Annotated in this window: 11 protein-coding genes; 4 read left to right on the top strand and 7 right to left on the bottom strand. The window is 47.3% G+C overall.

Going from position 1 to position 12,198, the window contains the following annotated elements:
* Both RMO27_RS08515 and fni read right to left on the bottom strand, forming a co-directional pair.
* On the bottom strand, positions 1-840 hold an 840-nt coding region (locus RMO27_RS08515), incomplete at its 3' end, for a S49 family peptidase (RefSeq protein ID WP_309731326.1).
* A gap of 339 nt (positions 841-1,179) precedes the next feature.
* The gene (fni, locus tag RMO27_RS08510; protein WP_309731323.1) at positions 1,180-2,205 is read right to left on the bottom strand and encodes a type 2 isopentenyl-diphosphate Delta-isomerase; all 1,026 of its coding nucleotides are present in this window, start codon (positions 2,203-2,205) and stop codon (positions 1,180-1,182) included.
* 107 nt (positions 2,206-2,312) lie between these two features.
* On the opposite strand from fni, the gene dndE reads away from it, so the two are divergent.
* Entirely contained in the window at positions 2,313-2,705 is a 393-nt protein-coding gene (dndE, locus tag RMO27_RS08505) for a DNA sulfur modification protein DndE (protein ID WP_396133643.1), read from the top strand.
* 79 nt (positions 2,706-2,784) lie between these two features.
* Positions 2,785-3,918: an alanine--glyoxylate aminotransferase family protein gene (locus RMO27_RS08500; protein WP_309731319.1), complete on the top strand. Its 1,134-nt coding sequence runs from the start codon at positions 2,785-2,787 to the stop codon at positions 3,916-3,918.
* Between the two features lie 130 nt (positions 3,919-4,048).
* Here RMO27_RS08500 and RMO27_RS08495 read toward each other — a convergent pair whose 3' ends face one another.
* A complete protein-coding gene (locus tag RMO27_RS08495) occupies positions 4,049-5,377 on the bottom strand; it encodes a PQQ-dependent sugar dehydrogenase (RefSeq protein ID WP_309731317.1) in 1,329 nt (442 codons plus the stop codon).
* 119 nt (positions 5,378-5,496) lie between these two features.
* Between RMO27_RS08495 and RMO27_RS08490 the strand changes: the two genes are divergently transcribed.
* Positions 5,497-6,426: an aldo/keto reductase gene (locus RMO27_RS08490; protein ID WP_309731316.1), complete on the top strand. Its 930-nt coding sequence runs from the start codon at positions 5,497-5,499 to the stop codon at positions 6,424-6,426.
* Positions 6,427-6,515: 89 nt separating this feature from the next.
* On the opposite strand, the gene RMO27_RS08485 is transcribed toward RMO27_RS08490, so the two are convergent.
* Entirely contained in the window at positions 6,516-7,430 is a 915-nt protein-coding gene (locus tag RMO27_RS08485) for an alpha/beta fold hydrolase (protein ID WP_309731314.1), read from the bottom strand.
* A gap of 132 nt (positions 7,431-7,562) precedes the next feature.
* On the opposite strand from RMO27_RS08485, the gene clpS reads away from it, so the two are divergent.
* Positions 7,563-7,844, top strand: a complete 282-nt coding sequence (clpS, locus tag RMO27_RS08480) for an ATP-dependent Clp protease adapter ClpS (RefSeq protein WP_309731310.1) — start codon at positions 7,563-7,565, stop codon at positions 7,842-7,844.
* A 99-nt stretch (positions 7,845-7,943) separates the two neighbouring features.
* Here clpS and RMO27_RS08475 read toward each other — a convergent pair whose 3' ends face one another.
* From RMO27_RS08475 to atpA, 3 genes are all read right to left on the bottom strand, one after another.
* A complete protein-coding gene (locus RMO27_RS08475; RefSeq protein ID WP_309731308.1) occupies positions 7,944-9,359 on the bottom strand; it encodes a transglutaminase domain-containing protein in 1,416 nt (471 codons plus the stop codon).
* A 189-nt stretch (positions 9,360-9,548) separates the two neighbouring features.
* Positions 9,549-10,499 carry a F0F1 ATP synthase subunit gamma gene (locus RMO27_RS08470; RefSeq protein WP_309731306.1) on the bottom strand — a complete coding sequence of 317 codons (951 nt, stop codon included), beginning with the start codon at positions 10,497-10,499 and terminating at the stop codon, positions 9,549-9,551.
* Between the two features lie 115 nt (positions 10,500-10,614).
* Positions 10,615-12,135, bottom strand: coding sequence for a F0F1 ATP synthase subunit alpha (gene atpA, locus RMO27_RS08465; protein WP_309731304.1), 1,521 nt, complete (start codon positions 12,133-12,135; stop codon positions 10,615-10,617).
* Positions 12,136-12,198: the final 63 nt, after the last annotated feature.

Genomic DNA, 12,198 nt, shown 5'->3' with positions numbered 1-12,198 from the left:
TTTGAGTTCGGTCTGCACTTCATCGAGATAAGCCGTGCGATCAACTAGTTTTTCTTTGATTGATTGGGACGCAGTTAAAGTGCCGCGATCGTCAGCAATCTTTTGGATAGCATCGGGCGTAAGTTTTCGACTACTAGCAACTGATGATTTGAAGTCGCCCCAGAGATTGTTTAATAATTGTTGGGTTGCTTGTTTGGCTTCAGGACTAAATTTATTTAAAGACCAAGTTTCCCCAAAAGATTTGTACTTGCCGACACGGACGACTTCGACGCCGATGCCATATTTGTCTAGGGCATTTTTGAAGAACATTGTCTCCGATCGAAACCCATTAACATCAACTGAACCCATTGGGTTAAGAAAGATTCGATCGGCAACTGATGCTAGATAATAATCGCGTTTATCCATATCGACATTGTAAGAAATCACTTTTTTGCCCTTGGCTCGAAATTTTTCTAGGGCGTTCCGAACTTCTTTGAGGGTAGCAAAGCCAGTAGTACTGGATTTACCATTACTACCATCCAAATAGATGGCCAAAATACGCGGATCGCTGGTCGCCGCATCGATCGCATTGAGGACAGATTTTAATTCGGTGACGCGATTGGCTTCACCAGCGAGGGCTTGTTGCAAGGTTTTGCCAGGATCGAGATCGACGATCGATCTCGATAGATCGATCGTCAAAATTGATTTTTCAGGGATTTTTGCAGCTTCATTATTAGTGGCACTTTGGACGATCGCGCCGATGGTAATCGTAACTAAAGTTAGTGACAATGCTGAAAATAAAGTTAATCCTAACAGACTACCGATCGTACTAGCGAGAGCTTGTTTGAGAAATTGACGCATATATCTAGAACGGTGTGAGGAACGATGGTGAAAATTAAAGCTCAGACTTAGGAATTAAAATGTTTGGTAAATCACGATCTTGGATGTGCCGATCGAGCTTTCAATTGATGCTATAGCCATCCTATTTGAGTTCCTTGCAGTAACGATAACCTGTCGGGGCGGTGGATGGTGGTGCCCGCCCTCTCGGGTTTAAGCTTTTCAGTTAGGATCGCTATAGTGGTATTTCAATACCTACTTTGAGAGTGATGCTGTCGATCTGAAGATAGCGATATTAATCCTCATTATGCCCAGATCTGACTGTTAAGTTACTAATTGAGCTGATGATGCCCATCTATACAGCTAGCTCAAGCGGTAGAGCGACTGCGATTGTTGGAGTGCTGACAAACTGGCATTGCCCGTACAAAATAAAACTGTTTGGATTTCGGCCATTAAGATCTGGGTGAGTTCGCGCACGGCAGCGGTAGAGCTATCCGCTGCCTGGAGGAATGGTAACGCCAAACCACCAACATCGGCACCGAGGGCGATCGCTTTGGCAATATCCAAGCCATTGCGTAAGCCACCTGAAGCAATTAACGGCACATCCGGCGCGATCTGCCGAATTGAGGTAATACATTCGGTGGTGGGGATGCCCCAGTCACCAAAAGTCTCTCCCAATCGGCGTTGGATCGCTGTTTTGGCACGTTCGCTTTCGACCCGCGCCCAGGAAGTTCCGCCCGCCCCAGCGACATCGATACCGCTGACCCCTGCTGCCAGTAGTTGTTGCGCCATCGGTGCCGAAATCCCATTCCCTACCTCTTTGACAATTACCGGGACAGGTAATCGCTCGCAGACGATCGCAATGCGATCGAGCAATCCCCGAAAATTGGTATCGCCTTGGGGTTGAATGCACTCTTGCAGGGGGTTGAGATGCAAAATCAAGGCGTCTGCCGCCAATAGCTCTACAGCCCGCTCGCACTCCTCAATTCCATACTGATAGTTTAATTGCACCGCCCCTAAATTTGCGAGCAATAAAATATCGGGGGCAATTTTCCGAACTTGAAAAGTAGCGGCAACTTGGGGTTGTTCGATCGCGACGCGCTGGGAACCGACACCCATTGCCAATCCATATTCTTGAGCGACTTCGGCTAGGCGATAATTGATCTCTTGGGCTTGTAATGTCCCCCCAGTCATCGAAGAAATCAAAATCGGCGCGCCGAGCTGTTTGCCGAGCAATTTGGTCGTCAGATCGATCTGATGGTAATCTAGCTCTGGCAGACAACTGTGGCTAAAATGATATCTGTCGAAGCCACTCCCTTGACGTTGAAACTGGACATTGGATTCCAGACAGATCCGGATATGTTCGGCTTTGCGATCGACTGTAGACATATGAGGTAGTTGCGGGGGTAGAGCGGTTTGAGATGCGACACATTGCCTCAGTAGCTTACCAAATAGTCAGCCGATCTCAAGTACTTAATTGCTAGTAACTCATTATGATGGAACCGCCTGTAAATAGCATCAAACTATCCCAAACAGCCAAAGACCAATTGGTCAAACTCAAACGATCGACTAAAATTGATCGGTGGAATGTTTTATGTCGGTGGGCTTTTTTTCGATCGCTGGCGGAAGCGGCACCACCTTCACTAGTGCCGCTACCCGCCGATAGCAATCTCGAAATGTCCTGGCAGGTATTTGGGGGAGAGCTGTCAGACATCTCGATTCTCGCCCTCAGACAGCGATGTCATCAGGACGGACTGGCACTGACTCCAGAGATTTTGGCACAACAATTTCGCCTACATTTACATCGAGGGATCGGCTATCTCGCTGGCGATCCGAGTCTACGCAAAATCGAAGATTTAACCGCACTGGCAATCGCTAAAATTTTGTAACTTATCGTTAAATTGACGTACATAGAGATCGAGCGATCGAGGAAACTAAATCTATTTGAAATAACCGATCTTCTTCCCAATGTCTATTAAAACCAACCATCTCCAGCATCTCCAGCCCCTCACCGTCCCCAATCGCCTCTTACTAGGACCAGGGCCTTGCAACGCGCATCCGACCGTGCTAGCCGCGATGAGTACTACGCCATTGGGACACCTCGATCCGGCGTTCTTGCAGATTATGGATGAGATTCAGTCCCTACTGCAATACGCATGGCAAACCGATAATCCTCATACGATCGCCGTCAGCGGCACGGGTTCAGCGGCAATGGAAGCGACGATCGCCAATAGTGTCGAACCTGGCGATGTGATGCTGATTGGGGTGGCCGGATATTTTGGCAATAGATTGGTGGATATGGCCGGACGCTATGGTGCCGATGTTCGCACTATGACCAAACCTTGGGGGCAAAGTTTCTCGATCGAGGAACTGCGCACGGCGATGGCGACTCATCGTCCCAAAATTCTGGGGTTGGTTCACGCAGAAACATCGACAGGATGTCGCCAACCGATCGAAGGTGTCGGTGAATTGTGTCGGGAGTACGACTGCTTACTGCTACTCGATACCGTTACCAGCCTGGGTGGCGTGCCGATTCACCTAGATGATTGGGGAGTCGATCTAGCCTATAGCTGCTCTCAGAAGGGCTTGGGCTGCGCTCCTGGTGCATCGCCATTTACGATGAGTCCGCGCGCCATGGCCAAATTAGCCGCCAGAAAAACTCAGGTGCCCAACTGGTATCTGGATATGTTGCTCTTGGGTAAATATTGGGGCGTGGAGCGGATGTATCACCACACCGCCCCGATTAACCTCTACTATGGTCTGCGCGAAGCCCTACGCTTAGTTTCCGAAGAAGGCATCGATCAGAGCTGGGCGCGACACCAAACCAATGTCGAATATCTCTGGTCGAGTTTAGAAGCGATCGGTTTGAAAATGCACGTCGAACCACAGTATCGCTTGCCCACATTGACGACCGTATGTATCCCCGATGGCGTCGATGGCAAAGCCATCGCCAAGCAACTCCTGACCGAACATAATATCGAAATCGGTGGCGGCCTAGGCGAACTCGCTGGCAAAGTCTGGCGCGTCGGCTTGATGGGTTATAACAGTCGGCCAGAAAGTGTCGATCGCTTAGTTTCAGCACTAAAACGAGTACTTCCCTAAAATCGAGATCTCACACTCTTGATCAATGTGTCGCGGTTTTCGCGTCCTCAAAACGCTCCTCGGTGAAATGCATGACGTTAGTAGCTACCACATCCAGGCGATCGGTTCACACGATCGCCTGGATGCATTATTAATTAGGCACCAATCGAATCAGCCGATCGCCACCTACGCGACCATCACCATAACCATCATTGTCCGAAGTAGCAATATACAAGAACCCATCTGGCCCTTGCTTGACATCCCGTAACCGTCCGTATTGTTGCTGTAATAACTTCTCCTGCCCGACCACTTTAATCCCATTCAGCGCGACCCGAATCAAGGTTCGACCGCGCAAATTAGTAAAAAAGAAATTGCCCTGCCACTGTGGAAAAACAGTGCCAGTATAAAAAGTCGCGCCGGAGGGCGCGATCGGATCTTGATAGAGCAATAGCGGCGGTAACTGGCCTGGAGCCTGTCGATCGTAGCTAATATTTGGCCAACCATAGTTTTTGCCAGCTTCGACCACATTGACTTCATCGCCACCTTGGCGACCGTCGTAGCCGGATGGGCCATGCTCGGTTTGAAAGATCGCGCCAGTTTTGGGTTGAATAGCCAATCCCTGAGCATTGCGGTGGCCGAAAGAGAAGATTTCGGGACGCGCATCGCTGCGGCCAATATAGGGATTATCTGTAGGCACGGTGCCATTATCATTGAGCCGCAGCGTTTTACCGTTGAGATTTTGGAGATTTTGAGCGCGTTTGGGTTCGCCGCGCTCGCCCAAGGTAATGTAGAGTTTGCCGTCCTGCCCGAATGCCAGTCGCGAGCCAAAATGATTCCCCGCCGCCGTTCCTGGTACGCCAGGGAAAATATCAAGTTTTTCGGTCAATCCGCGATCGGTGAGACGAAACCGTGAAACGCGGGTTTGAAGCAGACCGCCATTTCCTTCGATCGTGTAGGCGAGGTACAGCCAGCGATTTTGGCCGAATTTGGGATGTAATGCCAGATCCATCAATCCCCCCTCACCGCGCGCGACAATGGTGGGCAATCCCGAAATGGGATTGGGATCGAGTTTGCCATTACGAACGATCCGCAAGCGGCCGGGACGTTCGGTAACTAAAATCGTTGGCGTAGCTCCCTTGGAAAATCGATCTGGCAAAAACTCGATGCCCCAGGGTACTTCCAATCCCTCCGTAACGGTTTCGACTTTAAAAGACTTAGCAACGGTTGGGGCAAATGCGGTGGAGCGTGGGGAGTTTGCTTCACCATTTGGGGTAGAAGCTGCGAGCGAAGGCTCGGCATCACGAACCGAGGACGCTTGCTGGTCGGGCGTACAGGCACTCAGGCCGATCGTCATCGCGCCGCCGAAACTAGATAACAGCAAGAGGATCTTCACAGGAATTGGGTTGAGGGTGAGTAGTGGCTCCAAATCTCGCGGACAGCGCGATACATCTATTTTGACCGATCTGCGATCGCGCACCATCTACCAATTAACCGATCCATCACGCCTCTTTACTAGGCGACCTCTGCCATCAGTACAATGATGTCTGCTAGGGGTTTTCGTTAACATTAAGGCATATTCTTCGTTTCTCGATCGCAATTATGGCAACGACTATCCTTGGTAAGACTGGCATTGAAGTAACGCCGATCGGATTTGGCACTTGGGCTTGGGGTGATTCTCTATTTTGGGGATATGGCAAGGATTACGGCGAACTGGAGTTGCGGCAAGCCTTTCAAGCCGCAGTTGCCGCAGGCGTGACTTTTCTCGATACTGCTGAAGTATACGGGCTGGGTAAATCGGAAGAACTGATCGGTAAGTTTGTCAAAGAAACCAATGCGCCGACCCAAATTGCGACTAAATACATGCCGCTACCTTGGCGATTTCGCGCTGAAGATGTGGCCGATGCCGTCACCGCCAGCCTCAAACGCTTGAAAATGTCCTCGATCGATCTTTATCAAGTCCATTTCCCCGCGCCTTCCTTCCTCAGCCAAGAAGGGTTGATGAATGCCCTCGCTGATGAGGTCGAACAAGGCCGAATTAAAGCGATCGGTGTGAGCAACTATAGTGCCGACCAACTCCGCACCGCGCATCGGTTCCTCGCGCGGCGTGGCGTACCATTGGCAGTTAATCAAATGCGGTATTCCCTAATTACCCGCGAGATCGAGACTAATGGCGTCTTAGCTGCTGCGCGGGAGTTGGATGTGACAATTTTGGCTTATAGCCCGCTCGCCCAAGGCTTACTCACTGGTAAGTATACCGCCAGCAATCCGCCGACTGGCGCGCGCAGTCTCGATCGCCGCTTTCAGGCGGCTGGCTTACAAAAGATCCAACCCGTCTTGGATCAGCTCAAAAAATTGGGCGACAAATACTCAAAAACGCCTGCCCAAGTAGCTCTCAATTGGTTGATGTGTCAGCCAGGGGTAATTCCGATCCCTGGGATCAAAACTGCCGCCCAGGTGGAGCAAAATGCTGGAGCATTAGGCTGGGAACTCTCAGCAGATGAGGTGATGGAATTGCGTTATCTGGGCTAGTCGATCGATTTACTTAAGTTAAAAAGACTCGATCGAATATTACTAATAGATCGAGTCTTTTTAATAATTTCTCGGGTAGATTAACCTGACTAACCAACAGTCGATCGACAGTTTTCCTTCACCCAATTATGAATAATGGCATTCACTTGGGTTGGACTTTCATCATGGGGACAATGACCAGCGGCCAGATATTGTGCTTGCAATTGAGGATAATATTCGCAGAATTTGGCACCGCGTTTACGGGCATCGATCCAGGGATCGCCTTCCCCCCAAATCATCAGTAAGGGACACTGCATTTGTCCCAACAAGACGTCAACTTTTTCACCTTGTTGGTTGCTAAAGATCGAACCAAATACTTGGGGCGCACCGCGATCGCAGGAAGGGCGATAAATTTCATCAACCAGTTGTTCCGTGACCGCTGTTTGGTCTACATATACCTTCTTGAGCGTGTTGCGGATAAATGACTTCCGCTGGACGAATTTGTATAGCAATGAATTACCAATCGGGTGCCGCAAACATCCTGTTAATAATTGATTAATCGCTTTTTGAAACAGATTTGGTTCCTTGGGATGAGTGCTATCGGTAAATGGGCCAGCACTATTGAGCAAAATCAAACCAGCAGCAGATTCGGGATGTTCGGCCGCAACGCACAAGGCTGAGTAACCACCCAGAGAATTACCCGCCAAGACAACCGGCTGACCGATAACTTCAGTGATAAAGTCATGCAATTGCGATCGCCACAGATCGGCACTATAAGTCCATGCTGGCTTCGCTGCGCGCCCAAAGCCCAACAGATCGATCGCCCAGACCTGAAACTCTTGACTGAGTTCGGCGATATTCTTGCGCCAATGATCTGTCGATGCCCCAAAGCCATGAATTAACAGCAGCGGCGGTCGGTACGACTTAGCTTCACCTGCGCACACATAATAAATCTGTTCGCCCCGCCAGTGCCAATATTGACCGGGAATTGGTTGGGTGGAAATTATTGGCGGACTAATCGTCATGATATCAATGGAGTGTGGGGATAATCGCTCTATCCACTATGTTAGACATTTCCTTCAGCTCAAGCAAATAAGGCTCTGGTTGCGGCATAATAGAGAAAGTTGTCCAGTTCTAGTCAAAGAGGAAATCCCAACGTGTCTGTTGAAACTATCGAACAGCGTTCGACATCTCGGAAGCTCGCGCCCAACTACCGCGTGCTGCTTCATAACGATGATTTTAATAGCATGGAACATGTGGTTCAAGTATTAGTAACTACGATTCCTAATATGTCGGAAACTAGTGCCATTAGTGTGATGATGGAAGCACATCAGAATGAAATGGCTCTAGTCATTGTCTGCAATCAAGAACATGCCGAGCATTATTGTGATGTCCTCAAAAGTCACGGTCTGATGAGTACGATCGAGCCTGCCGAATAAGCGATCTTCATTAATAAATAATCGCGATTATCGATCTATTAAGACCGATATTTTTATAGTGAATTTATCGATCTGGCTAGATTTGGAATCGAATGTTTATTAATGAGCATCAAATTTAAGTTGCGCGATCGGGTGATGCACGACAATATTATCTCTATGTTCCGAACTAAACAAGAGAACTTTGTAAATCCCTATCTCTGAGAATTGACAAGATATGTGAATTGCTTCTCCTGTGTAAGATTGAGTTTGACACGTTTTAATATCTGTTTGATTACCCTGGGCAAATGGGTTATTATCCTGCAAGCTCCAAAGTGAAAAATCAGATTTTTCTCGTTCTGAGAAAATAGCTATGATTTTATTTGAATAGTTTAGAGGTGTTTTAATTTGAATAAGTGCATCCTTTTGAGTAATAGTTTTATATTCAACGGGCAGAGTAATTTGAAGGGTTTCGCTAAAAAATCGAGGTGTTAGAATTATCTGCTTTTCAAAATATTCCCGATCGATCGGATGATTTAATAGTTGCCAGTCCGATCTATCTGGTAAATGATCTTTAATCATGACTTCAGGGGGCGGCATGAGATAGTCTGATTTATATATAGAGGGACTTCGATCGGATCTGCTATCATCCCAAGTTGTATCTATAAGTTGCCAATTACCCGCAACCTTAACTGCATTCCAAGCATGTAATGTGAAATTGTTAGGATTTAATCTACTCACATTCTGAGAAATTAAATTTGGAGGAACCAAATCTAGACGGATATTACCTTGAATAACAACAGCATCTATGCCGATTGCTTCACCTAACGCCATAAAAAGATTTGCATAGCCACCACAAACTGCTGTTCGTGTTGAGAATACAGTTTGAGCATCTTGAGATGGTTGTACTCCTGTTTCAAGTGCATGAAAATCATAGCTAACTCGACTAATAACGTAGTCATGTAATGCTTTGATTTGCAGGTAAGGATCTGATTCCTGTCTCGCAATGTATTCAGCCACAGACTTAATGCTAATTTCAAGATCGGGTGTGATGCTAGCAATAATTGGGTGAATTGTTTGATTATTTTTCCACGACCAAGGCGAAGCTGACAAGGGTGGTGCAGGGTTATATCTCCCTCGTACAGCAATGTCTTTGATAGCAGCTAGATTTGCAGAGACCAATAGTATTAAAAATATTAACCAGTGCTGAATTTTGATTAAGTCTAAGAAATTAGAATGATTTCTTCTGCGATAATTTAACTTCCGTACAGAAGAGCGTGACTGATGATGTAGATTAGCTTTTAGCTTGTTTTTGCTAAAATAGACGACCGAGCTAATGATTAATGTGATTAAGATAATGATGCCAATATTTACATTTGCGATCGCAAGAAGATTTTGTTTATATATAAAATATAGTAATCCAGTTGTGATAATAGAAGTTAGTAGAGAGATACTAATTTTACGTCTGAGGATATTTTTATTTTTATGCTTTAATTTAAGAGCAGCTTTTTGGAAATCACGTTCGATATTTTGAGGCATAAAAACACTAAGATTGCTAACATCTAGATCGTTTAAATCCAATCACCATTTAGAAAAATAAAGCGGACAGAATAATATTTATCCTAAATATGGGTGATGATAGTCTTAATATTCCCAGCCAGCACACAAAAAAATGTGCCTGAAGTGAATTCTAGACACATTTTGCGAATATTGATAAATCGAAGCGACCTAACCTTGGAGAGCTTCGGCACCACCGACAACCTCAAGGATTTCTTGAGTAATTGCTGATTGACGAGCCTTGTTATAACTGAGTGTCAACGAACCAATCAGATCCTTGGCATTCTCACTGGCATTATTCATCGCTGTCATCCGTGCGGCAAGTTCGCTGGCTGCGGATTCTTGGAGCGCGCGGAGGAGTTGATTATTCAAATACAACGGCAGCAGTGCATCCAGGATTTGATTGGGATCTTGCTCGAAGATCGTGTCGCTAGGTAGCGGTTGAACGGAGGTATCTAATTTTTCCCGTTCGACGCTGAAATTACCACCGCGAGTAGTGAGGCGGAAAACCTCATCGTCCGGTACTTCTAGTCCTTGAGGTGTCAAGGGTAACAAAGTCTGGACAACGGGACGAGAAGCAATCAGCGAGACGAATTTGGTGTAAACTAACTCTACTCTGTCTACGCCTTCCGAGAGGAACAAGGACAGCAATTCGTCAGCGATTTTACTGGCTTCAGCTGCCGTCGGGATCTGTTCTAAACCCGTATAATTGGCACTGATGGGTTGACTGCGACGTTGAAAATACTGGGTAGCTTTGCGACCGACAGTCACAAATTTATAATCCAAACCTTGGGCTTTAAGTTCTTTAGCACGGAGTTCGGCTTTTTTGATAATCGAACTATTATAACCGCCGCACAAACCACGATCGCCAGTTATGACCAAGATGCCGACACATTTCGCTTCCCGTTGCTGGAGAAACGGTGAAGTCGCATCGGCAAATGTCAACCGACTTTTGAGGCTGTATAAAACCTGTGCCAATCTGTCAGCAAATGGACGGGTGGCGATGACTTGTTGTTGCGCCCGCCGGACTTTAGCTGCTGCGACTAGGCGCATGGCTTCGGTAATTTTTTTAGTATTTTTAACCGATTGGATTCGATCGCGAATAAGTTTTAAGTTAGCCATATTTATTTTTAATCTATAATTTCTGACAAAAAATGGGGTAGGTATTCAAGGCTAGAGTCTACAACAAGTTGTTAATATCCCTAGCCCCTATTCCCTAGCCCCTATCCCCTAATTCCTAGGCTGCTGCCAAGAAAGATTTCTTACATTCAACTAGTGCGGCTTTGAGGAGTGTTTCAGCTTCATCAGTTAGCTGCATTTTGTTGTCTTTGATGGTTTTCGCGTACTCAGGCTTGCTGTTTTTCAGGTAGTCTTTGAGTGCGGAGGTATAACCGACGACTTTATCGACAGCGATATCGTCGAGGTAGCCATTCAATCCGGCATATACGAGGGCAACTTGTTCGGCTACTGACAGTGGCGAGTACTGAGGCTGTTTGAGAATTTCGCGTAAGCGCGCACCACGAGCGAGTTGATTTTGGGTCGCTTGGTCGAGGTCGGATGCGAATTGGGCGAAGGCTTGGAGGTCATCAAACTGCGCGAGTTCGAGTTTGAGTTTCCCAGCAACTTTCTTCATCGCTTTGGTTTGAGCCGCAGAACCGACGCGGGATACCGAGATACCAGCGTTGATGGCGGGGCGCAGACCGGAGTTGAACAGGTCGGAGGAGAGGAAGATTTGACCGTCGGTAATCGAAATTACGTTGGTTGGAATATATGCCGATACGTCACTCGCTTGAGTTTCGATAATCGGTAGAGCTGTCATACTGCCGCCACCGAGTTCGTCGCTGAGTTTGGCAGCGCGCTCTAGTAAGCGAGAGTGAATGTAGAATACGTCGCCAGGATAAGCTTCACGTCCGGGTGGGCGACGGAGCAAGAGGGACATCTGACGGTATGCTTGAGCTTGTTTGGACAAGTCATCATAGATGATCAGAGTCGCTTTACCTTGGTACATGAAGTACTCGGCGATCGCCGCGCCAGTGTAAGGTGCGAAGTATTGGAGGGTAGCAGGATCGTTGGCATTGGCAGCAACGACGACGGTGTAAGCCATCGCACCAGCTTCTTCAAGCACGTTAACGATATTCGCAACGGTGGAAGCTTTCTGACCGATTGCGACATAGACACAAACTACATCTTCCGATTTTTGGTTGATGATGGTATCGATCGCGATCGAAGTTTTACCAGTCTGTCTGTCTCCGATGATCAATTCCCGTTGACCGCGACCGACGGGAATCATCGCGTCGATTGCGGTAATCCCAGTCTGCATGGGTTCGTAGACCGAGCGGCGTTCGATAATCCCCGGTGCCATAAATTCAATCAGGCGAGTGGTGCTAGTCGCGATGTCGCCTTTACCATCGATGGGACGTGCCAATGCATCAACTACCCGACCGACGATCGCATCGCCAACGGGAATCTGCGCGATTTTACCAGTTGCTTTAACAGCACTACCTTCTTGAATATTGCGACCGTTGCTCATCAGTACCACACCGACGTTATCGGCTTCCAGGTTGAGAGCTAGACCCACACTCGCGTCCTCAAATTCCACGAGTTCCCCAGACATGACTTTATCCAAGCCATAAACGCGGGCAATCCCATCCCCAACTTGGAGGACGGTACCGACGTTAGATGATTTAACATCTTGAGTATACTGTTCGATTTGCTGGCGAATAATGCTACTGATTTCGTCAGGTCTGATACTAATCATAATTATCTATTTACTGATGTAAGTTTTTGACTATAAGAGATAATTTTCAGCTATTAGTTATTA

It is taken from the genome of Chamaesiphon sp. OTE_75_metabat_556 (genome assembly GCF_031378165.1).
Classification (GTDB): domain Bacteria; phylum Cyanobacteriota; class Cyanobacteriia; order Cyanobacteriales; family Chamaesiphonaceae; genus Chamaesiphon.
Note: the sequence above shows the minus strand (reverse complement) of the source record. Positions and strands in the feature narration are given on the sequence as shown.

Coding starts and splice junctions, on each gene's coding strand:
- RMO27_RS08490 (WP_309731316.1), top strand. CDS start 5,497: ATGGCAACGACTATCCTTGGTAAGACTGGCATTGAAGTAACGCCGATC.
- fni (WP_309731323.1), bottom strand. CDS start 2,205: ATGTCTACAGTCGATCGCAAAGCCGAACATATCCGGATCTGTCTGGAA.
- RMO27_RS08470 (WP_309731306.1), bottom strand. CDS start 10,499: ATGGCTAACTTAAAACTTATTCGCGATCGAATCCAATCGGTTAAAAAT.
- dndE (WP_396133643.1), top strand. CDS start 2,313: ATGGAACCGCCTGTAAATAGCATCAAACTATCCCAAACAGCCAAAGAC.
- RMO27_RS08475 (WP_309731308.1), bottom strand. CDS start 9,359: ATGCCTCAAAATATCGAACGTGATTTCCAAAAAGCTGCTCTTAAATTA.
- RMO27_RS08495 (WP_309731317.1), bottom strand. CDS start 5,377: ATGGTGCGCGATCGCAGATCGGTCAAAATAGATGTATCGCGCTGTCCG.
- RMO27_RS08500 (WP_309731319.1), top strand. CDS start 2,785: ATGTCTATTAAAACCAACCATCTCCAGCATCTCCAGCCCCTCACCGTC.
- atpA (WP_309731304.1), bottom strand. CDS start 12,135: ATGATTAGTATCAGACCTGACGAAATCAGTAGCATTATTCGCCAGCAA.
- RMO27_RS08485 (WP_309731314.1), bottom strand. CDS start 7,430: ATGACGATTAGTCCGCCAATAATTTCCACCCAACCAATTCCCGGTCAA.